The sequence below is a fragment of the bacterium genome (genome assembly GCA_026708055.1).
Classification (GTDB): Bacteria; Actinomycetota; Acidimicrobiia; order Acidimicrobiales; family CATQHL01; genus VXNF01.
The window spans coordinates 22,821-46,643 of sequence record JAPOVS010000027.1 but is presented as its reverse complement, the minus strand read 5'-3'; the positions used below and the strand labels follow the sequence as shown (position 1 = coordinate 46,643).

The window sequence follows — 23,823 nt, the reverse complement described above, 5'->3', positions numbered from 1 at the left end:
GAATGACTCAAGCCGGTCGATCCGATCGGCGGCGGCCTGGTCGACGGAGGCGAGTTTGAGCAGCCTCGACGCCGTGGTAACGGGCGGTTCGCCGGCTACCGGTCATGATCAACTTTCCGGCCCTCACCATTCGGCGCAGCAGGCGCGAGGCTTGATCGGGCGCGATCCTGCACAGGTCGGCCGCCTCGGCGCGCGCGATCGAGCCGTGGCGTGCCACATAGGTGAGGACCATTTGTTCTTGCTGGATCGGGTCGAAGCCTCGAGTACGGACATAGGCGGCCGATTCACCCAGCTCCCTGTACAACTCGGCGGCCAGGTGATACGTGCGTCCCTTGCCCTCGCCTCGGGACTCCAGTAGGCCACGTTCGACCAGCGAATTCAACACCGACCGCGCCTCTTCGGTTCCAACCTGCAGGAGTTCACCCGCTTGCCTCGAGGTGACGCGACTCTCAACCCGAACCTCGTGAAGGACCTGCAGGGTCTGGAGGTCGAGTGATTGGCCGTCTCGTGCCGCGGCGGCAGTGAACGAAGCGAGTTCGCGGTCGGCCGGCCCAGCGGGCAACCGGGCTTCGACCCATGCCCGTGTTGACCGCGCATAGTCGGGCCGAGGTCGCCCCAAAGCGAGTTGGCTCCTGTAAACCCGGTTGACGCCTCGCCCGACCCGCTCAACGAGGCCTGCTCTCTTGAACGCGTCAGCAATCAGCGGGTTCCGAGCCTGAGGGGGTGCGATCAGCAAGTTTTGAACCGTGATCCCGGTAGGGAACCCACCGGTACTGGTCACCGAAAGAGCCTGCAAACCCTCCACGGCGACCCGCACCTGGCCATTGGCCGAGTAGTCGCGATGCACGAGGGCGTTGGCGATCAATTCCCGAACGGCGATCTCGGCATAGAGCGGCAGTCCCAGCCGGAACAGTCCTGCATCGACTTCCTCTTCAGGGTTGTACGGCTTGACGGCCTCGGCGAGTTCAACCATGGCGCGGAGGAGCGGGACATGCAGGTCGCGGTTGGTCTTGACAGCATCATGCTCATCAAGTGCCTGGAACGCGACTGCATGCGTTGGCACGTATTCCCTGAGTACGCCGGGCGTTCCGAACAGCAGTGCAGCGCCAAGCGTCAACTCACCGTCGACGGACCGGAAACCAAGTGCGGACAGAAGATCGACATCGGAGAGTTCGGCGAGGACGGCGTCACCTCCGCCCCCCGCGAGGCGCCGGAATCGATCGACCTCAGCAGGGTCAAGATCGGCAATCGACAGATCAGTCAACGGAAACGCCGAAAGGTCGCGATCCCCAATCAGGGTTGTCCGCGATTGGGCCTCGTGAGGCAGCACCGGAAGACACTGCGGCTTTCCGTCCACACTGATCGCCCGCCGTACGTACCGCCCGGACGTGGTCGCGACGAGCGACTTCGCCTCCGGCACGTGGACCACGACGACGTCGAGACCATCGAACCGCTCCACGGTGACCGTGACGCTCTGGGCAGGGGAGGTCTTATTGGCGATCAGCGCTTCAAGCCGTCGGCTCTCGGTCGTCTCGCCATGCCGAGGCCGCGCGCCGAGCACAGTACCGTCGTTATCGACCCCGAGAAGAAGCCAGCCGCCACTCCCGTTGGCGAGACACACGACGGTCTCTGTCAACTCGTCGTCGTTCACATCGCTCTTGAACTCAACGGTATAGGTCTCGCCGCCGGCGATGAGACTCGTGATGTCGGTATCCATCGAGTCACGATTATACGTATGTGTTTACACTTTCCACCTCGATATAGCACTCGGCCTATAACTTTGTATCTCCGTTGCGCCAACGTGTCTCGCGGCAACTGGCGATTTCTGGGCCGCACGCGGAGGCGCTAGTTGCACAGTCAGCTTTGCACTTTCGCAAAATGCGTTGCACGAGTCGTATAAGTTTGCATTCTCAATGTCGTGCGAGACTGGCCGGACGGCACAGCCTCGGCTCACCGAAGAGTGCAGTTCGTACCGGTCGCCGTTTGAACCAGGCCTGAGACTGGCACAGACGCTGAGACCGCCAGCTGCCGGATCACCGCAGCATGGGCACGACGGCGGGATCGGGTTGGGAGCAGCCGCACTATTGTCAGGCATCTGGACGTTCTCGGACGCAGCACGTGTCGCCGCCAGCCGGCCCAGTGACCGCTGAGCGGACCGTCGCGCCGCCAGCTGCCGGCCGGGGCGCGGGACTGTCTGCCCAGGAGTCGCTTCGTCTGCTGGTCGAGACGCATGGGCGCTCGATGCTGCGGTTGGCTCGTTCGATCGTGGCGGGTGACCAGGATCTGGCCGAGGACATCGTCCAGGAGAGTCTGATCAAGGTGTGGCGAGGCCTGGACACCTACCGGGCGGATGCGCCGATCGAGCATTGGATCATGCGCATCACGCACAACACGGCGGTGTCTGCGCTGCGGGCCCGGCGGGAGGACCCGTGGGATCCGGCAGAATTGCCGGCACAGGTGGTCGTGTCCGCGGAACGGACCGCGCTCGGGCGAGAGGATCTCCGGGCGCTCAACGGCGTGGTCCGGGAACTCGACGAGTTGAGTCGGGCGATACTGGCACTACGCGAGTTGGAGGGAATGTCCTATGAGGAGATCGCCGCAACCCTCGACGTGTCGGTGGCTGTGGTGAAAATCCGGCTGTTCCGCGCCCGCACACACCTTCGCGAAGAACTGGGCCTGGGACGATGAGTGCCACCGAGCCGCAGCGCATCGACGTGTCCGCCGAGCTGGAGGCGCTCGGGATGACCGAGGTGGACATCGACGAGATGCTCGAACAGCAGGAGGCCACGGTGGTGACGCTGCGTGGCGGGCTGCGATCACTGTGGGGACAGATCGACGACGACTTCGAGGACCGCGCCGTGCGACGTGTCCGGGAGCGTCTGCTGGATCGCGAGACGCTGTCGACGTTGGCGGACCTGCTGGGTCTGGGGCTGCAGACCGGACGGGTGCTGATGGCGACCGAGGAGGAACTGGATGGCTGACCGAGGAGGGAACTGATGAGCAACGACTGGATCGCGGCCGCCGTGGCGCTCGGCGGGGGGATCGTCCTGGGAGCGCTCGTGGGTTTCTCGGCGCGTCGCCTGCTGGGGCGCATAGAGCACCCAGGATTACGCAGCATCGCCGCGGCGACGAGCGTGTTTCTGTTCTGGTTGGGTGTCAGCGCCGGTGTGCTCGTGGCGATCGCCTTCGTGAATCCGGCGACCCTTGACACAATCCCCTCGGACATCCTGTCGTGGCTGCCGAACGTGCTGGCGGCGGGACTCGTGCTCCTTGCCGGTGTTGCCGCGGGCATCGCCGCGGCGGCCGCTGTGGGGCGGGCGCTGAGCCGCGCCACCGGCGCCCGCAGCCCGGGCGTGGAGCGCGCTATCCGGCTGACGATCGTGTTCGGCGCGGGGATCCTGGCGCTCGGTCAACTCGGTGTGGACACCACGATCCTCATCGTCCTGATCGCCTCGCTGGGTTTCGCACTGGCGACCGCATGTGCGCTGCTGATCGGGCTGGGAGGGCGCAATGTCGCCCGCCAGATCGCCGCGGGGCGAGCGTTGCGCGCCGACCTGCGACCGGGGGCGCACATCAGACTCCCCGACGGCGCCGAGGGCAGGATCAGGGAGATTCGACCGACACGTGTGCACGTCGAGATCGCGCCGGGCGAGTTCCGAGCGGTCCCCTATGAAGTCCTGCTCTCCGAGCCCTACGACATCGTCGCCGACGACGCCGCGGACTGAGTCCGGAGCTACTCGATCATGCTGCAGAGTTCGGTGAGTGCGCCGAGGACGGCTTCGCGCTTGGCCGCCGGGGAGGCGAACGGGGCGCGGGAGAACTCGATCTGCAGCCAGGGCATCTCGGCGGCGTGGGTGCGGGTGATGTAGCCGCCACGGAAGGGGCGGTTGATCGTGACCTCGTGGTCCAGCCAGCGGGCCAGCGCGTCCTGCAGGGTTTCGATCCACGCTTGCGGGCAGGTGCCGTCGGCGTTGCTGAGGCAGGCCGCGGGCCGTTGTGCTCCGGCGTCGGGGCCCGCCGGGGGTCCGTGGGCGGCCATGGTGTGGCCGTCGACGCCGAACAGGAACCGGCCAGTGGCACTAAGTCTCGACAGCCTTCGGTGGTAGGGCCGCCAGTAGGTGTCGATGAGTGCGGCGGCGAGTTCGGCCGGCAACTCGGGATCCCACACGAGCTCCTCCCAGCAGGTGTGGGTCTTGATGGCGCCGTCGCGGCTGCGGTCGTCGGGGGCGCGGTTCAGGTCGACGACGGCTCGGACGACGTGGGCGGTGACGTGGGCGGCCACCTCGGCGGCGAGGGCGTAGATCTCAGCGGCGCCTCGTCGCCGTCGGCGACGATCTGCTCGGGCGTCAGGGCGCAGTAGGCCGCCACCTCGGCCGGTACCTCGGTGCCGGCATGGGGCACCGACAGCAGCAGCGAAAGGCTCATCGGGAGAGGCCGGAGGTGGGGCTGCCGTACGGATCCCCGCCCCGAATCGAGCCCGGGGCAGAGTCTGCGCTGGGATGACAACCGCTCATCGGGTCGGTCCGGCGGCGGCACCGTCGCGGCGCGGGTCGGCCACGCCGGTGAATCAGCTCGCGGCGCGTCAGGGTCTCCTGCAACTCGCTGACCCTGTATCCGTCTGAGGCCAGGCGGACGGCCGGCTGGAGCACCTCGGCGGCACTCAGGCGGCCGTAGCACCCCACCGCGTAGTCGTAGACCGCCGGCGAGCTGGGCACCGTCGTGGCGCGATGGCCGCGGCGGCGCTCTCTGCGGAAGTTCCTGAAGGCGCTGGTCGTGGCGCGGTTCGGGGCGCGTGACGACCCGTCGAGGGCGAACGTGAGGCCCTCGGCCGCGACGGGCACCAGCATCATGGTCTGGCCGCCCAGCCCCGAGGCCACCGGTTCGCAGACACCCAGCGCCAGCGCCGACCAGGCCGGCCGCGGCGTCCACGGCGTTGCTGGAGGTCTCCCGGCCGAAGGCGATGCCGTGCGGCTCGCCGGCGCGGTTGAGTTCGGCCAGCAGTTCCGTGCCGCCCGGGGTCTCGGGCATCGGCGGGCGGTCCCAGTCCAGCTCGAGTTCCCAGCGGCAGCCGCCGCGCCCCAGGATCGCCCTGATCTCCGCCTCGAGTTCAGTGGCCTGCTCACTGTGGCGGTAGGTCGCCAGGAGGCTCGCCGTCACGCGGTGAGGCAGGTGCAATGCGTGACCCTCGGTGGCGACGTCCAAAATCGACACCGACACGGCCCGCTTGCGCGACGTCAGCTGGGCAATCCGTTCGAGCTTCTCGATCGTCCAGCGCGCCGTGGCCTGCCGGCGGGTCGTCTGCACCGGCAGGATCGATTCCCCCGTCACAGTCAGGGTGTAGCGGCGGTTGCCCCGTCGGCGCAGCACGATGCCGCCCGAGGACACCGACGGCTCGAGCACCAGCACCCTGGCGGCGCGAGCTGCAGCGGCCGCCACGACCTCGGCGCTCTGCGGCGACCCGACGCTCTGGTCACAGCACAGCACCACCCAATCCCGCACACGCCGCTCAATCCGCTCGCGGCGCTGGGTCACGTACGCCACCGCGCGCTGGCGGGATCGGCACCTCAGGATTGTCCAGCACGGCGAACTCCGGGGTGGGGATCCCATGCTGGCGCAGGATCATCTTGGTGACCACCTTGTCCAGCGCCAGGGAGTGCCCCAGCGGCCCCGAGGCCACATAGGGGAGCCCCACCATCTCCAGGATGCTGGGGACGTGCGTGTAGCGCGCCTGGCCCTGCAGCCCGCAGGACACGTTGAAGACCATGCCGGGCTGCTCGCCCTTGACGACCCGCGGCATGAACTCCTCGAGGCGGCCGATCAGCGCCTTGTCGGCCTCGAAGGCCTTCACCTAATGCCCGCCGGCCTGCAGCGCGTTCTCCAACCGCCGGATCGTCTTGAGCCCGATCTTCTCCTGGTTGGGTGCACCGAACAAGTTGATGACGTTGCGGCTGTCCCGGTTGTAGACGATGGCGACCTTCATCGGCGCGGATCGTGCGTCGCTCGGTCAGCGAACCGCGTTGGCTCTCGCACTGCGGTCTCCTCACGGTCAGCCATCTGAACGCCGGAGCCCGAGCCGGCGCCCGAGCCGACGCCACGCGGCAGACGTCCAACCCACACAACAATCAGACGCGCGACGCCGAGCAAAGCTGCACAGGACCGCGCCGGCCCGTGGGACGGGGCAGCGAAACTTTCGGCTCACCCGTGCGTCTACCGATCAATCCAATGCGGAGCGCGGCTGCGAGGCCGAGGACAAAGGAGCAACCAATGGCAACAAAGACCGCTGCCGTCGCGAACGAGACGGCTGTGACCGGGGCCAGCCCAACCGAGACCGGCCTGGAACTCGAGACCGCCCGCGGCGTCACGCACATCGCGGACGAGGTCGTGGCAAAACTCGCCGGCCACGCCTGCCGGGAGATCGGCGGTGTCGCCGGGATGGGGGCGACCTTCCGGCGCCTGCTGGGTCGTGTCCGGCTCGGTGAGGAACCCCTTTCGCAGGGCGTCCATGTTGAGGTCGGGAAGAAGGAGACCGCCATCGACGTCGTGATCGTCGTGCAATACGGCTACTCGATCCCGACGCTCGCCAAGGAGGTTCGCGACAACGTGGTCGCGCGCGTCGAGTCGGCCACAGGCCTGGTTGTCAAGGAGGTCAACATCGAGGTCGACGACCTTCGATTCGAGAACGAATCCGAGACCTCGTCACGAGTCGAGTAGGGGGCCCGGCTCGGCTCAGGGCGACAACCTCGCCAGAGTGCCGCTGATGGATCCCTACAACGCCTCGAAGTCGCCCACGATCAGTCTGCGCGCCATCGGCGCCGTGGTCGCGGGCATCGTGCTGCTGGCGGCAGCGCAGCTCCTCATGCTCTCCTTCGAGATCGACCCACCGCTCTCCCGCGGCGCGGTGGACGACCTCACCGAATGGGTGCGGGGGAGCCCCTCGACGGGCACAGGGCTGTTCGCCGGGATCGCCTTGGTGCTGCTGGCGCTCGGGGGGTTGTGGCAGTTGGTCCGGACGTTCGGCACCGGAGGCCGCGTCCTGACGACGCGCCGGCGGCGGGGCTGGACGAAGCTCGACAGGATCACCCTGGAGGACGCCATCGAGAGGCGACTGGAGGCGATCGACCGCCGCTGCGACGTCCGCGTGCGCATCACCCGCCGCGGTCAGGTGAACGTGCGACTCGTCACGCCCGACCCCTCCGCGGTCGGGCCAGTGCAGGAACTTCGTGACGCCGTCGACGAGCAGTGCGCCGCGCGGGCGCTGCCGTGCCGGTCCGGTCGGATCACCGCCACGGTGCCGAGGCGCATGACGCGCCGCCGCCAGGTCCGCTAGCTGTGACGCTGCTGCGCCGAACCGCCAGCCTGGCCGGCATCGCGGCCGCCGGTGCCGTCGGCCTGCTGCTGGTCCTCGAGATCACCGGAACCATCGGCAGCGAGTGGCGGAACCGCCTCGCCGACTTCATCGGCACGGCCACCTTCCCCAGCTGGAGCCTCTGGATCTCCGGACTTGTCGGAGCCGGCCTGGCACTGCTCGGCCTGACCCTGGTCGTCGCGCAACTGGCGCCGCCCAGAAAGGGCCTCACCCGGTTGTTCGAGGTCTATCGCGCCGCCGACGGCGAGACCCGCATCCGGGGGCGAGCCGCCATCCGCGCCGCCCGCCACGAGGTTGAGACGATCGAAGGGGTGCTCGGCGTCGACGGGCGGATCCGTTCCAAGAAAATCCACCTCACGCTGCGCATCGACGACCGCGTCAACCTGGCCGACGTCGAGAACGAAGCGCGCGAGCGCCTGGACCACGAATTCTGGATCGACCTGGGTCTCGCCGACTTCGGCGTCAACCTCCTGGTCACTCACCACCCGAACCCGCCACGAACGCGGTAGGCAGAAAGGCACATCGACATGCTCACCAAGAAACGGTCACTGTGGGGAGCGCTCGCCGGCGTCGTGATCGCGGTCATCTGGGTCGGGCTCGGCGGAGCGGCCGTCGGCATCGTGATCGGCCTAGCCGCGCTGGGCTGGGTCATCGGAATGATCCTCGACAACCCCGACGGACTCATCAAGCTCCTCGAACGCCTCAAAGACCGCTGACGCCACCCGGGGCCGAGCGAGGTCCGTCTGGTCGATACGACGGCCCGGAGTCGAACACGCTGACCGAGCACAACCCGGACCCCACCTGATTTGGTTATCGCACCAACGGGATACCATGCGGCACATCCCCCCAGTTGCTTCGGTGCCTGGGCGAAGGCCCGCGTCGGCGGGCCTTCGAGCGTTCTGGCAGCGGTTCGGTTCGCGGATCGGGCCCCTTAAGTCATACACGACGTCCGGAAACTGCGTCTGTGCCCGCAATTGGCGTGGGACCTGCTTGTAGAACTGACAGCCGAGTCCTTCGAGTTCATCGGCAGAGTGGCGAGAGCCCGTAGGTACGTCTCCTGACGAATGGGTTGTTGAGAATCTTCGGGTCGGGCACTGACCCGAGATGTGCAGTAGCGGATCTTGACGATTCGATCTCGTGGCAGCATGCGTTGGCAAAGCGCCGCAATGTCGAGCCACTTGAACCGCGTGCCCTTGACGGCGCCGTGGCAGAAAGCGAACCCACGGCCAACGACAACCCGGCCCGGCTCCAATCTTGGCGCAGGATCTCAAAATCTGCAGGTCGAGAGCCGTTTATGGCGGAGAGGGTGGGATTTGAACCCACGAAGGGCTTGTGACCCTTACTCCCTTAGCAGGGGAGCGCCTTCAACCGGACTCGGCCACCTCTCCGTGAACGCAGCATGATATCCCGCCGATCGCCGGAGAGCCCGCGGAGGGGCGATGGGTAGGCTCGCAGCATGAGCGAGCAGCCGATCTCGTCGTTCCCCGTGCCCGATCTGGCCGACATCCCCGAGGACCTGCGGGAGCGCATCGAGGAGGTGGCGGCCAAGACCGGCTTTGTGCCCAACGTGTTCCTGGCGATGGCCCACCGGCCGGCGGAATTGCGGGCATTCCTCGCCTACCACGATGCGCTCATGGCGGCCGAGGGCGGGCTGACGCTCGCCGAGCGGGAGATGATCGTCGTGGCCACCAGCGCGGCCAACGATTGCCTCTACTGCACCGTCGCGCACGGGGCGGTGCTGCGCATCCGCTCCAAGGACCCGCTGCTGGCGGACCAAGTGGCGATCGACCCCACCCAGGCCGACATCAGCGACCGGCAGCGCGCCATGCTCGACTTCGCCCTGAAGCTCTGCAGGAAGCCAGCGTCGGTGGGCCCCGCCGACCACGAGGCGCTGCGGGCCCACGGCTTCAGCGACGAGGACATCTGGGACATCGGCGCCATCACAGCCCTGTTCGCCATGTCCAACCGCATGGCCCACCTCACCGCCATGCGCCCCAACGACGAGTTCTACACAATGGGCCGAGCTTGACGGCTCGCTACCCAGCATCGAGCAATGCCGACGGTCAGGGAAGCGATACGATTCGTGGAGCAGGACGGCTGGCGGTTGAGCCGCACCCGCGGCAGCCACCGGCAGTACAAGCACCCGGAGAAGCCCGGGACGGTCACCATCCCGGGCAATCCGGGCGATGATCTGACGATCGGCACATGGCGGAACATACTCAAGCAAGCAGGACTTGGGGAGGAGCGCCGATGAGACTCGAGTACGCCGTGGTCTACGAGCGGACTCCGAACAACTACTGCGCATACGCCCCCGACGTGCCGGGATGCGCTAGCACCGCGGACACCTGGGAACTCATTCAGAAGAACATCCGGGAGGCCCTTGCGTTCCATATCGAGAGCCTGATCGAGGAGGGCACCCCGATTCCCGAACCGGCGATGTCGGTGACCGAGGCGATGATGTTCCACGCCCGACTCGCGCGCGATGACAGCGAGCCGCCCGCCGAACTCCCGACGACGGTGTCGCTTGCGCAGGTCGATCTGCCCAAGTCCCTGGCGACGAGGGCCAGTTGACCAATACCTGCAGTCGCCGGCCGCTCTGGCGGGCAGTACGAGAGCCTGCGATATCGTCACGACGAAGAGACCGAGGTCGAATGAACTCCCCGATGGACACGCGCGGCGAGCGGGGCATGACATCGCCCATGTCCGAGATCATTTTCGAAGACCTGAGTGTCGAGGAACTGTTGGAACGGCTAAATCTGTAGTCCGATACGGCACAGGCGGCAATTCAGAGGCCGCCGGAGCGCCATCGGCGGCGTCCGGGCCTGTACCGACCTGGATTCCAGCCTTCGCCGGAATGAACGCTCGAGGACACGGCGTCGCCGGCGGCTGTTGGTTGGCCGCCGGCGACCCCCTGCGGGTTTCGGCTACTCGCCGCCCTCGTTCAGGACGACGGTGACGCGGCTCCAGCCGATGCCTCTGGTGTCGATGCCTTGGGCCTCGAGGTTGGCGATGGCCTCCAGCGCGATGTCGGTGCGGTAGGCCTCGCCCTCGGGTTCGGCCGAGAGGATGCCCTCGGTCACCGCCACGTCGATCGTCTGGTTCCACAGACCCTCGTCCATCACGCCGATGCCGTTGCTGGACGGCCAGATCAGGGCGCTGATCTCGTTGAGCTGCCAGGTCTGGTGCGAGCGGCCCAGCGTCGGGGCGTTGTCGAGCACCACGTCGACGCAGGCATCGGGGTTGTCGCGGCACCAGATCCACCCGGCGAGGGTGCCCTGCACGAACCGCACGGCGGTGTCGCGGTAGGCCGCGTCGCTGTCGAGGAGGTCGGCGTCGGCCCAGATGGCGTCCTGCAGCATGGCGGTGCCCACGTCGTTCCAGTCGATGACCACGAGGTCCTCGGGCTGGTACAGCTCGCCGGTGTCGGGGTTGACGGCCTCCAGCACCTGGGCGTACTCGTTGTAGATCATGGCCTGGGCGGCGTCGATCTCCCGGTTCAGCAGCGCCGACATGTCGAAGTTCTGCTGCACCAGGGTCACGTCGCTGTCGGGGTCGATGCCGCTGCGGCGCAGACCGGCGAGCAGCTCGAACTCGTTGCCGAAGCCCCAGTTGCCGACGGTCTTGCCAGCCAAGTCCTCGACGCTCTCGATGCCCGAATCGGCCCAGGACACCTGCAAGGTGGCGCTGCGCTCGAAGATCTGGGCGATGTTCACCACGTTCGCCCCCTCCTCGCGAGGCACCAGCCCCCGCGGCACCCACGACACGGCGAAGTCGGCGCCGCCGGAGTCCAGCACCGGGATCGGCACGATCTCCACGCCGCCCTCCAGGATGGTCACGTCGAGGCACAGGTCCTCGTAGAGGCCCTGGTCGTGCGCGGCGTAGTAGCCGGCGAACTGCGACTGGGTGAACCACTGCAGCTGCACGGTGACCTCGGTCAGCCCGTCGCATTCTCCCATCATGGACGCGGCCTCCTCGGCCGGCGCGGGCGCCGGTTCGGGTGGCGGCGGCTCGGGAGCCGCTGCGGGCTCGGGCGCAGGCGCCGGGGCGGTCACCGCCTCCTCGTCGTCGCCGCAGGCAGCGGCCACCAGCGCCACCGCCAGCAGAGCCGCCAGCAGTCGCCAGGCGAATGTCTTCTTCGGAGTCTTCATTGTCTCCCCTTTCATGTCTGTTGTCTTCCCCTTGTCTCAGCGGGCGGGGTGCGAGGAACCCGCCCGGAGATTCTGTCCCGGCTGCTCAGACCGCCGCCGTCGCCCGTGCGTACCGGCCCGTGACGAGCCGTTCGACGATCAGGGAGGCGAAGTAGAGGGCGATCCCGATGATGCTGCCCGCCACGACGGCCGCCCACGCCACGTCGTAACGCGTGAACTGGGCGTTCTGCGTGATGATATTGCCGAGCGTGTCCTGGCGGCCCCCGAAGTACTCCACCACGATGGCGGCGATCACCGCCAGCGACGCCACCAGGCGCAGCGCCGTGAAGAAGAACGGCAGCGCGTTCGGGATGCGGACGGTGCGCATGATGCGCCAGTCGCTCGCCGCGTAGGACCGCATGAGTTCGATCTTCTCGTCGTCCACCTCGCTGAGGCCGCGGGCACAGTTGATGAACACCGGGAAGAACACCAGCAGCACCACCACGGCCTGATTGGAGCGCGGCGAGGTGATCCCCAGCCAGTTGTTGAACAGGGGCGCCAAGGCGATGATCGGGATGGCGTTGATCGCCACCGCCAGCGGGGTCAGCGTCTCGTTGGCGGTGCGGAAGCGGGTGACGACCAGTGAGGCCGCCGCGCCGAGTATGACGCCGCCGGCGAGCCCGCTGAGGATGATGAATCCCGTGACCCGCGAGGCCGCCCACACGTCGGAGATGTTCTCGCCCAGCGCGATGGCGATCTCGCTGGGCCGCGGCAGCACGAAGCCCTGGGGGTCGGTCGCCCACAGCAGCAGCTCCCACAGCCCCAGCGCCGCCGCCCCGAAGACGGCGGGCGGGAGCCAGGCGCCGCCGCGCAGACGCTTCACCGGGACTCCGCCTTCACTCGTGTTCCACCGACCGCAGCGTGCGGCGCACCAGTGACACGCTGCGGAAGAACTCCTCGGTGTCGCGCACCGCGGGTGTGCGCTCGGGCAACTCGACGGGAATCTCGGCGGCGATGCGGGCCGGTCGGGGCGACATCACCGCCACCCGGGTGGACAGGAACACCGCCTCGGGAATCGAGTGGGTGATGAAGATGACCGTGGTGGCCGTCTCCCGCCAGATCTTCAGCAGTTCGGTCTGCATGTACTCGCGGGTCATCTCGTCGAGGGCGCCGAACGGCTCGTCCATCAGCAGCAGCGCCGGCTCGAAGCTGAGCGCCCTGGCGATCGAGACCCGCTGCTGCATGCCCCCGGAGAGTTCGCCGGGGTAGTGGGAGGCGAACCCGTCGAGGTCCACCAGCTCCAGCATCTCCCTGGCGCGAGCGCGGCGGCGCAGCTTGGACCAGCCCATCAACTCCAGCGGCAGTTCCACGTTGCGGACCGCCGAGCGCCAGTCCAGCAGTCCCGCGGCCTGGAACACCATCCCGTAGTCGCGTGCCAGGCGCGCTTGCTGCGCGCTGCGGCCGTTGACCGACAAATCGCCCGCGGTGGGACCGATCAGCCCTCCCACGAGCCGCAGCAGCGTGCTCTTGCCGCAGCCGGAGGGACCGATGATCGAAACGAACTCCCGGGGTCGCACCGACAGGTCGAGCCCGGAAATGGCCGTCACGGCATTCGGCCGGCCGGCGTTGAACGTCTTCTCGAGTCCTGCGATCTCCAGAACCAGATCCTCCGCCACCTCTCCGGCCCCTCCCTGTGGCTCGGCGGCGTTCACTGGGCCACGATCCCGCGCCGTGCCAGCAGCAGCCGCTCGGCCGCCGCCACCACGCCCACCGCGACAAGGCCGGTGATGCAGGCCCCGATGATCGCCACGTAGAGCCGCTCAGGACCGGTGATGTACTTGCCGGCGAAGTCCAGGATCAACCGCCCGAGGCCGCCGCGCACGCCGGCGGAGATCTCTCCCACGATGGCGCCGACGACGCTGGCCGTGGCGGCGATGCGCAGCGCCGGGAACAGGTAGGGCAGCGACGCCGGCAGCTGCAGCCGCCGCAGCACCTGGCGCCGGCCGGCGGCGTAGGACTGCATCAACTCGGTGGCCTCCGGTGACGGCGACTGGAGTCCCCGCAACCCGTTCACCGCGACGGGGAAGAACGTGAGGTAGGTGGCGATCAGCGACACCGACATCCAGTCCTGCCACTCCCACGGCAGGAATTCCAGGCCGGTGCGCCCCCACACCACCACGATGGGCGCGATCGCAATGAGCGGAACCGTCTGGCTGGCGATCACGTACGGGAGCACACCCCGCTCGGCGCGCCGCGACTGCAGCAGCACGACGGCGATGGCGAGCCCGATGATCGTGCCGGCGGCGAAGCCCACGGCGGCCTCACGCAGGGTGAACAGGGCCCCGTCGAGAGTGAGGCGGCCGATGGTGGTGCCGCCCTCGCGGGGCGCCTGGCCGAACTCGGCGAGGATGTCCAGCACGGGCGGCATGTTCTTGTCGTCGCTGCGCGGCAGGAACGACCCGACGACCCACCAGTCCCGCTGGGCGTCGTCGATGGCCTGGCCGAAAGCCTTGTAGCCGGTGTAGAGCAGGGCCAGAGCGACCAGGAAGGCCGCGAAGATCAGCGTGCGGCGGGCCCGGGTCCGGCGGGTCGACGAGGGGTCGGCCACGGCCGCCTCAGCCGGCTCCCGCCATGTCGGCGATGATGCCGCCGTAGGCCTCCAGCGTCTCGTCGGGCTGGTCGTGCATCAGGTAGACGGCGAACTGGTCCACACCCAACTCGGCCAGCTCCCGGAGTCGCGCGACGTGTGCCGCCGGCGGGCCGAGGAGGCAGAACCGGTCCACGATCTCGTCGGGCACGAACTCCGTGTGGACGTTCTCCGAGCGGCCGTGGGTGCTGTAGTCGTATCCCTCCCGGCCCTCGATGTAGTCGGTGAGCGCCCGCGGCACGCCCGAGCCGTCGCCGCCGTAGCGCGCCACAAGGTCGGCCACGTGATTGCCGACCATGCCGCCGAACCAGCGCATCTGGTCGCGCTGGTGCGCCAGGTCGTCGCCCACGTAGGCGGGGGCGGCCACGCAGATCGTCAGCTCGTCGGGGTCGCGCCCGGCCTCGGCGGCGGCTTGGCGCACCGCGCCGATGGTCCAGGCGGCGATGTCCACGTCGGCCAGCTGCAGGATGAAGCCGTCGGTCACCGCCCCGCACAGCGCCAGCGCCCGCGGCCCGTAGGCGGCCATCCAGACCGGCAGGCTGCCCTCGCCCCGCCACGGAATCCGAAGCTGTTGGCCGTTGTAGGTCACCTCGCGGCCTTCGGCCAGGCCCTTGATGACACCCATGGCCTCCTCCAGCGTGGCGAGGGTGCACGGCCGGTGGCCGATGACCCGCATGGCCGAGTCGCCCCGCCCGATGCCGCACACAGTGCGCTCGCCGAACGTGTCGTTGAGGGTGGCGAACAGCGAGGCGGTGACCGTCCAGTCGCGTGTGCCGGGGTTGGTGACCATCGGGCCCACCACCATGTTCTCGGTGGCCGCCAGCATCTGGGCGTAGATCACGAACGGCTCCTGCCACAGCACGTGGGAGTCGAACGTGTAGGCGTGGTTGAAGCCGAGTTCCTCGGCTCGCTTCGTGAGTTCGACCACTCGCCGCGCGGGCGGATCGGTCTGCAGGACGAGGCCGAAGTCCATGCGGGCTCCTTTCTCCGATGCCGCCGGGGAGCCGCTCAGCGGTTCCGCGGGAATCCCAGGTCGATGCTGCTGGTCGCAGGGTCGGGCCAGCGGCTGGTGACGACCTTGGCGCGGGTGTAGAAGTGGATGCCCTCGGGGCCGTACATGTGGGTGTCGCCGAACAGCGAACCCTTCCAGCCGCCGAAGGAGTAGTACGACACCGGCACGGGGATCGGCACGTTGATGCCCACCATGCCGGCACCGGCCTCGAAACCGAAGCGCCGGGCCGCGCCGCCGTCGCGGGTGAAGATGGCGGCGCCGTTGCCCCACGGGTTGTCACCGATGAGCCGCACCGCATCGTCGTAGCCGTCAACCCGCAGCACGCTCAGCACCGGGCCGAAGATCTCGTCGCGGTAGCAGCCCATGTCGGAGGTGACGTGGTCCAGCAGCGAGGGGCCCAGGAACCAGCCGTCGAGGTTGGCGGCGTCGGGGCGGCCGTCCCGGACGACCGCCGCTCCCTCGGCCCGGGCGCCGTCGATGTAGCCCGCCACGCGGTCGCGGTGCTCGGCGGTGATGAGCGGCCCCATCTCGGCGTCGGGGTCCTCGAGGCCGTCGCCGATGCGGATCTTGTCCAGGCGGGCGTCGATGGCGGCCACCAGCGGCTCGGCCACGCTGCCCACCGCCACGACCGCGGAGATGGCCATGCAGCGCTCGCCCGAGGACCCGTAGGCGGCACTGACCGCAGCGTCGGCGGCGAGTTCCACATCGGCGTCGGGCAGCACCACCATGTGGTTCTTGGCACCGCCGAGCGCCTGCACCCGCTTGCCGTTGCGCGTGCCGGCCTCGTAGATGGCCCGCGCCACCGGCGTGGAGCCCACGAAGCTGACCGCGGCGATGTCGGGGTGCTCCAGCAGCCGGTCGACCGCAACCTTGTCGCCCTGTACGAGGTTCACGACGCCCGGCGGCAGCCCGGCGGCAGCCAGGAGTTCCATCGTGAACAGCGGCGCCGAGGGGTCCTTCTCGGAGGGCTTCAGCACGAACGTGTTGCCGCAGGCGATGGCATTGGGGTACATCCACATGGGCACCATCGCCGGGAAGTTGAACGGCGTGATTCCCGCCACCACGCCCAGCGGCTGGCGGATCGAGTAGACGTCCACGCCGGCGGATGCCTGCTCGGTGTGCTCGCCCTTCAGCAGTTGCCCCACCCCGCAGGCGAACTCGATGTTCTCGAGGCCGCGGCTCACCTCGCCGGCGGCGTCGGCCAGCACCTTGCCGTGCTCGGCGGTGAGCAGCCGGGCAATGTCGTTGCGGTGACGGTCCACCAGATCCCGGTAGCGGAACAGGATCTCGCTGCGCCGGCTCACCGGCACCTCGCGCCAGAACCCGAACGCCTCGCGCGCCGAGGCCACCGCGGCGTCCACCTCGGCGGTGGTTGCGAAGTCCACCTCGCCGGTCTGGACGCCGGTGGCCGGGTTGTATACGGGGCCGCGCCGGTCGCCCCCTCCGGGGGTGAGCTTCCCGTCGATCCAGTGATGTATCCGCTTCATGTCCGCTCCCTGCTCATGTCTGGTTCGTCGTGACCCGGTCGGCCGGACTCACAGGAGGTACTGCGACAGGCTGCGCCGCAGGTACACCCCGTCGCCGGGGCTGCCCAGGTAGTTGCCGCCGTCGACCACCACCCGGCCACGTGACAGCACCGTCTCGACCGTGCCGGCGATCTCGAAGCCCTCGAAGCACGAGTAGTCCATGTTCATGTGGTGCGTCTCGGCGCTGATGCGGCTCACGGTGGTCGGGTCGTAGATCACCACGTCGGCGTCGGCCCCCGGCGTGATGCTGCCCTTGCGGGGGTACAGCCCGAACATGCGCGCCGGTGTGGTGGCGCAGGTCTCCACCCAGCGCTCCAGCGACAGTTCGCCCTGCACCACGCCCTGGTAGATGAGGTCCATGCGGTGCTCCACCACCCCCAGCCCGTTGGGGATGAGGCGGAAGTCGTCGCGGCCCAGTTCCTTCTGCTCCTTCATGCAGAACGGGCAGTGGTCGGTCGACACCACGCACAGGTCGTTGGTGCGCAGGCCCCGCCACAGGTCGGCGTGGTGGGTCTCGTGGCGGCTGCGCAGCGGCGGCGAGCACACGTAGCCGGCGCCGGCGAAGCCGGGCGCACCCAAGTGCTCCTCCAGGTTCAGGTACAGGTACTGCGGACAGGTCTCGGCGAAGACGTTGTAGCCCTCGTTTCGGGCGGCGGCCACATGGGCAAGGGCGTCGGAGGCCGACAGGTGCACGAAGTAGACCGGCGTGCCCGCGACCAGCGCCAGTTGGATCGCCCGGTAGGTGGCCTCGCCCTCCAGGCGAGGCGGCCGGGTGATGCCGTGGTACACCGGGTCGGTCTGGCCCCGGGCCGCTGCCTGGGCGGCGATGACGTCGATGGCGATGCCGTTCTCGGCGTGCATCATGATGAGCCCGCCGTTGTGGTGGGCCTGCTGCATGGCCTGCAGGATCTTGCCGTCGTCGCTGTAGAGCACGCCCGGGTAGGCCATGAACAGCTTGAAGCTGGTGATGCCGTCGTTCACGAGCGTGTCCATCTCCTTCAGCGACCGCTCGTCGATGCCGCCCAGGATCATGTGGAAGCCATAGTCGATGGCGCACTGGCCCTCGGCCTTGGCGAACCAGGCGTCGAGGCATTCCCGCACGTCCTCGCCCTCGCGCTGCACGGCGAAGTCCACGATGGTGGTGGTGCCGCCATGGGCGGCGGCACGGGTGCCAGTCTCGAAGGTGTCCGAGGCGTAGGTGCCCCCGAAGGGCAACTCCATGTGGGTGTGGACGTCCACGCCGCCGGGCACCACGTAGCGGTCGGCGGCGTCGATGAGGCGGACGTCGCCGCTGCGCCGCAGGCTCTCGGCGATCTCGCTGCCGGGGGCGACCACGGCCTCGATCACCTCCCCCGAAACCACCACGTCGGCCCGGACGCGTCCCGTGGCACTGACGACCGTCCCGTCGGCGATGAGCGTACGCATGGCGTCCTCCTGTTCAGTGGTCGGCGGGGTGGCGCCCCAGGAGCTGTTCGGTCGCGGCGGCTGCCTGCCCTCCTCGTGCTCTAGCGCAGATCCGCAGCCGCGGCCGCCAGGATCTCGACGGCTTCGTCGATCTCGGCGTCGGAGACGCACAGCGGCGGGGCGATGCGCAGGACGTTGCCGTAGAGGCCGCCCTTGCCGACCAGCAGGCCGCGCCGGCGGGCCCCCTCGTGTACCGCGGACGCGGCCGCCGGGTGCGGTTCGCGGCCGCCCGGGCAGTTGAACTCCATCGCCAGCATCAGGCCGCGGCCGCGCAGCTCGGCGATATCCGGCGTTCGATCGGCCACGGGCTCGAGGCCGAGGCGCAGGCGGTTGCCCATCTTGGCGGCGTTGGTCTGCAGGTCGTGGTCCAGCAGGTACTCCAGGTTGGCCAATGCGCCAGCGCAGGACAGCGGGTTGCCGCCGAAGGTGGAGATGGAGTTGGCGCCCAGACTGTCCATGAGCTCGGCTCGGGCCACCACGCCGCCCAGCGCCAGCCCGTTGCCAACTCCTTTGGCGAAGGTCAGGAAGTCGGGCTGGATGCCGTGCGCCTGGTAGCCCCAGAAGTGCTCGCCGGTGCGTCCCCAGCCGGTCTGCACCTCGTCGCAAATGAACAGGATGCCCCGTTCGTCCAGCACTTCCTTGACGGTGCCGAAGAACCCGTCGGGCGGCATGGCGAAGCCGCCCACGCCCTGGATCGGCTCGGCGATGAGGGCGGCGATGTGTCCCGTCGTACACATGTCGATGACCTCGCGCAGGTCCTGGACGCAGGCGGCGGTGTACGACTCGTCGTCGTGATCGGGCCAGGGGCTGCGCATCCGGTAGCCGCCGTGGATGAAGCTGACCGACAGGCCCGAGAGCCGCGAGGCCGACCAGAAGCGGTTGCCGGTGATGGCCTGGGCGCTGAAGGAGCGGCCGTGGTAGCTGTTGCGCAGCGCCAGGATCTCGTGGCTGGAGCGGTAGTTGGTGGCCAGCAGCAGGGCGGCGTCGTTGGCCTCGGTGCCCGATGTGGTGAAGAACACCTTGGCGTCGGGAATGCCGCTGAGCCCGGCGATCTTCTCCGCCAGCGCCACCATCGGCTCGATGAGGTACAGCGTGGAGGTGTGCAGCATCCTGGCGGCCTGGGTCCGGATGGCGTCGATCACCTCCGGCACGTTGTAGCCCGTCATCGTTGTGAGGATCCCACCGAAGAAGTCCAGGTGGCAGCGACCCTCGCTGTCCCAGACCCGGCAGCCCTCGCCGCGGGTCAGCTCGATCGGCTCCTCGTAGTAGAGGGCGAGCCAACTGGGCAGCACGCTGCGGTGGCGGGCGAGCAGTTCATCAGCCACGGTCGGAGTCTCCATCCTCGGCGCGACGTGCCCGGCGGTCGGTCGGGCACACACTGGATTCCGGCCTTCGCCGGAATGACGGGATTGCGACGGTCCGCAGCATCGCTCAGCAGACCGCTCAGCCGGCCACCAGCGGGTCGTAGGCGTCGGGGCGGCGGTCCCGGTAGAACGCCCACTGGTTGCGGACCTCGCCGATGAGGTCCAGGTCGAGGTCGCGGACGATGACCTCCGGTTCGGAATCCGAGGCCACCTCCCCCACGAACTGGCCGCGCGGGTTGGCGAAGTACGACGTGCCGTAGAAGTCGTTGTCTCCCAGCGGCTCGACGCCCACCCGGTTGATGGCGCCCACGTAGTACATGTTCGCCGCCGCCGAGGCGGTCTGCTCCAGCTTCCAGAGGTAGGCCGACAGGCCCCGGCTGGTGGCCGAGGGGTTGAAGACGATCTGCGCCCCACCGAGCCCCAGGGCGCGCCAGCCCTCGGGAAAGTGGCGGTCGTAGCAGATGTACACGCCCACCTTGCCGACCGCGGTGTCGAAGACCGGGTAGCCCAGGTTGCCGGGCCGGAAGTAGTACTTCTCCCAGAACCCCTTCACTTGGGGGATGTGCGTCTTGCGGTACTTGCCCAGGTAGGTGCCGTCCGCGTCGATGACCGCGGCCGTGTTGTACAGCACCCCGGGCTGCTCCTCCTCGTACAGCGGGAGGACCATGACCATGCCCAGTTCGGCGGCCAATTCGCAGGCCAGCTTCGTCGTGGGGCCGCCGGGCACCGCCTCGGCCGTGGCGTAGAACCGCTCGTCCTGCACCTGGCAGAAGTAGGGGCCGTTGAACAATTCCTGGAAGCAGATCGCCTGCGCCCCCTGCTCGGCGGCGGCCCGTGCCCAGGCCATGTGCGCCTCGACCATCGAGTCGGCGTCTCCCGTCCAGGACTGCTGCACGAGAGCAGCCCGCACGACGTTGTCCATGGCGTCTCCGATCTGGGTGATCCGCTTCGCGGGATTTGCGCCCGCTGCGGCGCTCGGCCCCGCGGAGCCTCCGAAGCGCCGGGCAGCGCCGATGTTACCCCCCAGCGGCGAACTGTCCCCCGCGTGCCCACATGGCACTGAGGCCAGCCGGCGGCACCCGTATCGCCTTCGGTCGCGGGTCGCTGCCGAATCGCGGCGCGCGGTCGGCGGTCAGGGATCCGGCGTGTTCACCGAGCGGCGCTCAGCGAGGCCCGCCGCGTCTGGGTGGGCGTGCATCGCGGTGGCCCTCCGGGCATGATGGAGGCGTGAGCGTGCACGTCGCGGCGTCCCTCGAGGCGGTGTGCAACCTGCTGGCGGCCGACCCGTCGGCCAGCCTCCTGGCCGGCGGCACCGACTTCATGGTGGAGGTCAACTACAACAAGCGGCGGCCCGCCTCGGTCATCGCCATCGACCGCGTCCCGGAACTGACCGGCTGGCGGCAGCGCAACGGTGCCGTGGAGATGGGCGCGGCCATGACCTACGCCGAGATGGAGCACCCGCTGTTCGCCGCCTACGTCCCGGCGTTGGCCCAGGCGGCGCGGACCGTCGGCTCGCCGCAGATCCGCAACGCCGGCACGCTCGGGGGCAACCTGGCCACCGCCTCACCCGCCGGCGACACGCTGCCCCCTTTGACGGCGCTGGACGCCCGCATCACCATCTGTTCGGCGCGCGGCACCCGCGAGGTGGGCCTCGACGGGTTGATCGTCGGCCCCAAGCGGAACACGCTGGCACCCGACGAGGTAATCCGCAGCGTGACCGTGCCGGTGGTCGACGGCCCCCAGGAGTTCTTGAAGGTCGGCACCCGCAACGCCATGGTCATCTCGGTGGCCACCGTGGCGCTGGTCCTGGACCGCGCCCAGCGCAGTGTGCGCCTTGCGCTGGGCTCAGTCGCCCCGGTGCCCGTGCGAGCCACCGAAGCCGAGGAGTGGATTGCCGGCGCGGTCGACTGGGACGCAACCGAGGTGCCCCCCGACGACGTCCTGACTCACTTCGGCGAGTTGGCGGCAGCGGCGTCCATCCCCATCGACGACCACCGCAGCACCGCCGATTACCGGCGCCACGCCGTGGCCGTCATGTCCCGCCGCGCCCTGGCGAGGGTGTTCTCATGAGCGAGGATCGAAGCGTCGCCGGCGAGGCAACGCTGCACTACACGTTGCACGTCAACGGCACCGATCGTGAGGTGGCCGATGCCTGGCTCGGCGAGAGCCTGCTCTACGTGCTGCGCGAGCGCCTGGGCCTGCCGGGCACCAAGAACGCCTGCGACCAGGGCGAGTGCGGCTCGTGCACGGTGCTGTCCGACGGCCTGCCGGTGTGCGCCTGCATGATGCTGGCGGCCGCGGCGGTGGGGCGGGACATCGTCACCGTGGAGGGCCTCGCCGACGACGGCGAGCTGACCGACGTCCAGCAGGCGTTCGTAGACCACGGCGCCGTGCAGTGCGGGTTCTGCACCCCCGGCCTGATCGTGGCCGCCGACCACCTCCTGTCGGTCAACCCGTCACCGACCGACTTGGAGATCCGCGAGGCCATCTCGGGCAACCTCTGCCGCTGCACCGGCTACGGCCGAGTCATCGCCGCCGTCGCCGCCGTCGCCACCGAGCGCGCCGCCGACGATTGACAGCCACGATCCGCCGGCCGGTCAGAAGTCGGGCCCCGGCCGGTCGGCGGACGGATCGAGGCCTGCCGCTGCCCGCAGGCCAGCGGCCAAGGCGGGCACGGAGGAGGAGGCGGCATCCCACAAGAGGTCATCATCCACGTTCATATAGCCGTGGATGATGACATTGCGCAGGTCCCGCGCGCCAGCCAGATCAAGGTCGGGGTAGGCCGCGGCGAATCCGCCGGACATCTGGCCAGCAGCCTCACCGACGATCTCCAGCAGCCGCTCAACGGCGTTGCGCCGCTCGCGGCTCGAATCGAATACCTCACGGCCCTGACCGACCAGGGTGGCCAGGAAGTCCGCGGCATCGAGGATGTGCTCGATGCGCTCGGTGTCGCGTTCAGTGCCTTGGGCGCTCACAGGCGGATCGCTTCGGCGAGTATCTCCCTGTGACGTGGAAGGCTCTCGGGTTTGAGGCCACCGACAGAGAGCACGTCCACCTTGATGCCCAGCAGTTCACGCAGGGCACCGAGGAGGCGGCTCTGATCGAACAGAGTCGCTCCGGGAGCGAATGTGGCCAGGAAGTCCACATCGCTGCCGGGGCCGTCGTCGCCGCGGGCCACCGAGCCGACCAAGGCGATCTCGGTGGCCTTGTTGGCGCGGGCCGTGGCCACGATGGCCTCGCGGTGGGTGCCCAGGATCAGGTCTCGGCGGCTCATGCACCCAGAGTAACCGGCGAGAGCAGCACCGCGCCGCTCTGGGGGTTACAGGTCCATCTCCAAACGGCGCCGTGCAGTGCGGGTTTTGCACCCCCGGCCTGATCGTCGCCGCCGACCACCTCCTGTCGGTCAACCCGTCACCCACCGACTTCTCGCCACGCTCACCGCCGAGGCCGACTCGCTGGGCTACGAACTCAGACTCCAGCCGAAGGCAGGCCGCGCCGTCGCGGAGGCCGTCCTGGGAGAAGGCAGCGGCAAAGCGGCGAGCGACGACCTTTTGGCGTTGTCGGGGAGCGGGTTCGGCGCCGTGCTGGCCGACCCGCCGTGGAGGTTCCAGAACCGCACGGGCAAGGTGGCCCCCGAACATCGGCGCCTCTCCCGGTACGACACCATGACCACCGGCGCGGTCTGCGCCCTCCCGGTTCCCGACGTGGTCGGGGAGAATGCCCACCTCTACCTGTGGGTGCCGAACGCGCTCATCGCCGACGGCCTCCGCGTGATGGAGTCGTGGGGGTTCGAGTACAAGTCGAATCTCGTCTGGGCGAAACGTCGCAGGGACGGCGGCCCCGACGGTCGAGGCGTCGGCTTCTACTTCCGGAACGTCACAGAACTGATCCTCTTCGGCGTCCGCGGCCGGATGCGCACACTGCCGCCGGGACGCCGCCAGGTCAACATGATCGAGACTCGCAAGCGAGAGCACTCGCGCAAGCCCGACGAGCAGTACGAGATCGTCGAAGCCTGCTCGCCGGGCCCCTACCTCGAGATGTTCGCCCGCTACCCCCGGAAGGGCTGGACGTCCTGGGGACTGGAAGCGGACGAGGAAACAACGCCCCGCGGCAAGCAGTACCCCACCTACCGCGGACCCGCGGCGGGCAACGGCCTGGCAACGCCGACTGTGCCCGCCGCAGCAGCGGCCGACCAACTCCCATTAGGCCCAGCGTGACCCGGTCGGGGCATCCGACTGCCCTGACCGACGCCGGGACGTCAGGACAATCGGCCGCAACCACCGATGGAGTTGCCGAAGCCTCGGGTGTCACAGGCCT

Annotated in this window: 28 protein-coding genes, 1 tRNA gene and 2 pseudogenes; 14 read left to right on the top strand and 17 right to left on the bottom strand. The window is 68.8% G+C overall.

What is annotated here, in order from left to right; genetic code table 11:
* Nucleotides 1-7 precede the first annotated feature (7 nt).
* Complete coding sequence (locus OXG55_05570) at nucleotides 8-1,717, bottom strand: putative DNA binding domain-containing protein (protein ID MCY4102722.1); 1,710 nt, start codon at nucleotides 1,715-1,717, stop codon at nucleotides 8-10.
* 326 nt (nucleotides 1,718-2,043) lie between these two features.
* On the opposite strand from OXG55_05570, the gene OXG55_05565 reads away from it, so the two are divergent.
* From OXG55_05565 to OXG55_05555, 3 genes are read left to right on the top strand one after another with little or no spacing between them, the layout of a single operon-like run.
* A complete protein-coding gene (locus OXG55_05565) occupies nucleotides 2,044-2,688 on the top strand; it encodes a sigma-70 family RNA polymerase sigma factor (GenBank protein MCY4102721.1) in 645 nt (214 codons plus the stop codon).
* Nucleotides 2,685-2,981 (top strand): hypothetical protein, encoded by a 297-nt coding sequence (locus tag OXG55_05560; protein ID MCY4102720.1) that lies wholly within the window; start codon nucleotides 2,685-2,687, stop codon nucleotides 2,979-2,981. Before OXG55_05565 ends, OXG55_05560 begins: the two co-directional genes overlap by 4 nt.
* Nucleotides 2,982-2,996: 15 nt before the next feature.
* Nucleotides 2,997-3,725: a hypothetical protein gene (locus OXG55_05555; protein MCY4102719.1), complete on the top strand. Its 729-nt coding sequence runs from the start codon at nucleotides 2,997-2,999 to the stop codon at nucleotides 3,723-3,725.
* Nucleotides 3,726-3,733: 8 nt separating this feature from the next.
* Here the strand turns inward: OXG55_05555 and OXG55_05550 are convergent, their stop codons facing one another.
* Genes OXG55_05550 through OXG55_05535 form a run of 4 tightly spaced genes read right to left on the bottom strand, consistent with a single transcriptional unit; the run spans nucleotide 3,734 to nucleotide 5,980 of the window.
* Nucleotides 3,734-4,303 (bottom strand): N-formylglutamate amidohydrolase, encoded by a 570-nt coding sequence (locus OXG55_05550; GenBank protein ID MCY4102718.1) that lies wholly within the window; start codon nucleotides 4,301-4,303, stop codon nucleotides 3,734-3,736.
* Entirely contained in the window at nucleotides 4,234-5,541 is a 1,308-nt protein-coding gene (locus OXG55_05545; GenBank protein ID MCY4102717.1) for a hypothetical protein, read from the bottom strand. The genes OXG55_05550 and OXG55_05545 overlap by 70 nt, the downstream gene beginning before the upstream one ends.
* Nucleotides 5,507-5,848, bottom strand: a complete 342-nt coding sequence (locus OXG55_05540; protein MCY4102716.1) for a hypothetical protein — start codon at nucleotides 5,846-5,848, stop codon at nucleotides 5,507-5,509. The genes OXG55_05545 and OXG55_05540 overlap by 35 nt, the downstream gene beginning before the upstream one ends.
* Nucleotides 5,849-5,980 (bottom strand): hypothetical protein, encoded by a 132-nt coding sequence (locus tag OXG55_05535; protein ID MCY4102715.1) that lies wholly within the window; start codon nucleotides 5,978-5,980, stop codon nucleotides 5,849-5,851.
* A gap of 284 nt (nucleotides 5,981-6,264) precedes the next feature.
* Between OXG55_05535 and OXG55_05530 the strand changes: the two genes are divergently transcribed.
* From OXG55_05530 to OXG55_05515, 4 genes are read left to right on the top strand one after another with little or no spacing between them, the layout of a single operon-like run.
* Nucleotides 6,265-6,711 (top strand): Asp23/Gls24 family envelope stress response protein, encoded by a 447-nt coding sequence (locus tag OXG55_05530; GenBank protein ID MCY4102714.1) that lies wholly within the window; start codon nucleotides 6,265-6,267, stop codon nucleotides 6,709-6,711.
* 46 nt (nucleotides 6,712-6,757) lie between these two features.
* Nucleotides 6,758-7,327 (top strand): hypothetical protein, encoded by a 570-nt coding sequence (locus tag OXG55_05525; GenBank protein MCY4102713.1) that lies wholly within the window; start codon nucleotides 6,758-6,760, stop codon nucleotides 7,325-7,327.
* Nucleotides 7,328-7,329: 2 nt separating this feature from the next.
* Nucleotides 7,330-7,875 carry a DUF6286 domain-containing protein gene (locus OXG55_05520; GenBank protein MCY4102712.1) on the top strand — a complete coding sequence of 182 codons (546 nt, stop codon included), beginning with the start codon at nucleotides 7,330-7,332 and terminating at the stop codon, nucleotides 7,873-7,875.
* Between the two features lie 18 nt (nucleotides 7,876-7,893).
* Complete coding sequence (locus OXG55_05515) at nucleotides 7,894-8,082, top strand: hypothetical protein (protein MCY4102711.1); 189 nt, start codon at nucleotides 7,894-7,896, stop codon at nucleotides 8,080-8,082.
* Nucleotides 8,083-8,661: 579 nt separating this feature from the next.
* On the opposite strand, the gene OXG55_05510 is transcribed toward OXG55_05515, so the two are convergent.
* Nucleotides 8,662-8,754, bottom strand: a tRNA-Ser gene (locus OXG55_05510).
* Between the two features lie 68 nt (nucleotides 8,755-8,822).
* Here OXG55_05510 and OXG55_05505 point away from each other — a divergent pair.
* The 3 genes and pseudogenes from OXG55_05505 (at nucleotide 8,823) to OXG55_05495 (ending at nucleotide 9,799) form a co-directional block, all read left to right on the top strand.
* A complete protein-coding gene (locus OXG55_05505; GenBank protein MCY4102710.1) occupies nucleotides 8,823-9,395 on the top strand; it encodes a peroxidase-related enzyme in 573 nt (190 codons plus the stop codon).
* 24 nt (nucleotides 9,396-9,419) lie between these two features.
* The gene (locus tag OXG55_05500; protein ID MCY4102709.1) at nucleotides 9,420-9,620 is read left to right on the top strand and encodes a type II toxin-antitoxin system HicA family toxin; all 201 of its coding nucleotides are present in this window, start codon (nucleotides 9,420-9,422) and stop codon (nucleotides 9,618-9,620) included.
* A pseudogene (locus OXG55_05495) lies at nucleotides 9,617-9,799 on the top strand (type II toxin-antitoxin system HicB family antitoxin). The gene OXG55_05500 and the pseudogene OXG55_05495 overlap by 4 nt, the downstream one beginning before the upstream one ends.
* 491 nt (nucleotides 9,800-10,290) lie before the next feature.
* Here the strand turns inward: OXG55_05495 and OXG55_05490 are convergent.
* The 9 genes from OXG55_05490 to OXG55_05450 form a co-directional block, all read right to left on the bottom strand.
* Nucleotides 10,291-11,514: an ABC transporter substrate-binding protein gene (locus OXG55_05490; GenBank protein ID MCY4102708.1), complete on the bottom strand. Its 1,224-nt coding sequence runs from the start codon at nucleotides 11,512-11,514 to the stop codon at nucleotides 10,291-10,293.
* Between the two features lie 85 nt (nucleotides 11,515-11,599).
* Nucleotides 11,600-12,376, bottom strand: coding sequence for an ABC transporter permease subunit (locus tag OXG55_05485; protein MCY4102707.1), 777 nt, complete (start codon nucleotides 12,374-12,376; stop codon nucleotides 11,600-11,602).
* Nucleotides 12,377-12,389: 13 nt separating this feature from the next.
* Nucleotides 12,390-13,169: an ABC transporter ATP-binding protein gene (locus OXG55_05480; GenBank protein MCY4102706.1), complete on the bottom strand. Its 780-nt coding sequence runs from the start codon at nucleotides 13,167-13,169 to the stop codon at nucleotides 12,390-12,392.
* A 32-nt stretch (nucleotides 13,170-13,201) separates the two neighbouring features.
* The gene (locus tag OXG55_05475; GenBank protein ID MCY4102705.1) at nucleotides 13,202-14,101 is read right to left on the bottom strand and encodes an ABC transporter permease subunit; all 900 of its coding nucleotides are present in this window, start codon (nucleotides 14,099-14,101) and stop codon (nucleotides 13,202-13,204) included.
* Nucleotides 14,102-14,108: 7 nt separating this feature from the next.
* Entirely contained in the window at nucleotides 14,109-15,113 is a 1,005-nt protein-coding gene (locus OXG55_05470) for a TIGR03842 family LLM class F420-dependent oxidoreductase (GenBank protein MCY4102704.1), read from the bottom strand.
* Between the two features lie 35 nt (nucleotides 15,114-15,148).
* Nucleotides 15,149-16,639 (bottom strand): CoA-acylating methylmalonate-semialdehyde dehydrogenase, encoded by a 1,491-nt coding sequence (locus tag OXG55_05465; GenBank protein MCY4102703.1) that lies wholly within the window; start codon nucleotides 16,637-16,639, stop codon nucleotides 15,149-15,151.
* A 48-nt stretch (nucleotides 16,640-16,687) separates the two neighbouring features.
* The gene (gene hydA, locus OXG55_05460; GenBank protein ID MCY4102702.1) at nucleotides 16,688-18,103 is read right to left on the bottom strand and encodes a dihydropyrimidinase; all 1,416 of its coding nucleotides are present in this window, start codon (nucleotides 18,101-18,103) and stop codon (nucleotides 16,688-16,690) included.
* 80 nt (nucleotides 18,104-18,183) lie between these two features.
* A complete protein-coding gene (locus OXG55_05455) occupies nucleotides 18,184-19,482 on the bottom strand; it encodes an aspartate aminotransferase family protein (protein ID MCY4102701.1) in 1,299 nt (432 codons plus the stop codon).
* Nucleotides 19,483-19,585: 103 nt separating this feature from the next.
* The gene (locus tag OXG55_05450) at nucleotides 19,586-20,428 is read right to left on the bottom strand and encodes an acyltransferase (protein ID MCY4102700.1); all 843 of its coding nucleotides are present in this window, start codon (nucleotides 20,426-20,428) and stop codon (nucleotides 19,586-19,588) included.
* A gap of 305 nt (nucleotides 20,429-20,733) precedes the next feature.
* Here OXG55_05450 and OXG55_05445 point away from each other — a divergent pair, with 305 nt between their 5' ends.
* Both OXG55_05445 and OXG55_05440 read left to right on the top strand, forming a co-directional pair.
* A complete protein-coding gene (locus OXG55_05445) occupies nucleotides 20,734-21,576 on the top strand; it encodes an FAD binding domain-containing protein (protein MCY4102699.1) in 843 nt (280 codons plus the stop codon).
* The gene (locus OXG55_05440; GenBank protein ID MCY4102698.1) at nucleotides 21,573-22,082 is read left to right on the top strand and encodes a (2Fe-2S)-binding protein; all 510 of its coding nucleotides are present in this window, start codon (nucleotides 21,573-21,575) and stop codon (nucleotides 22,080-22,082) included. Before OXG55_05445 ends, OXG55_05440 begins: the two co-directional genes overlap by 4 nt.
* A 21-nt stretch (nucleotides 22,083-22,103) precedes the next feature.
* Here the strand turns inward: OXG55_05440 and OXG55_05435 are convergent, their stop codons facing one another.
* Nucleotides 22,104-22,481: a DUF86 domain-containing protein gene (locus OXG55_05435; protein MCY4102697.1), complete on the bottom strand. Its 378-nt coding sequence runs from the start codon at nucleotides 22,479-22,481 to the stop codon at nucleotides 22,104-22,106.
* Entirely contained in the window at nucleotides 22,478-22,780 is a 303-nt protein-coding gene (locus OXG55_05430; GenBank protein MCY4102696.1) for a nucleotidyltransferase domain-containing protein, read from the bottom strand. The genes OXG55_05435 and OXG55_05430 overlap by 4 nt, the downstream gene beginning before the upstream one ends.
* A 65-nt stretch (nucleotides 22,781-22,845) precedes the next feature.
* Between OXG55_05430 and OXG55_05425 the strand changes: the two are divergent.
* Both OXG55_05425 and OXG55_05420 read left to right on the top strand, forming a co-directional pair.
* Nucleotides 22,846-22,929, top strand: a pseudogene (locus tag OXG55_05425) (2Fe-2S iron-sulfur cluster-binding protein).
* A gap of 89 nt (nucleotides 22,930-23,018) precedes the next feature.
* Nucleotides 23,019-23,723, top strand: a complete 705-nt coding sequence (locus tag OXG55_05420; GenBank protein MCY4102695.1) for an MT-A70 family methyltransferase — start codon at nucleotides 23,019-23,021, stop codon at nucleotides 23,721-23,723.
* Nucleotides 23,724-23,823 lie beyond the last annotated feature (100 nt).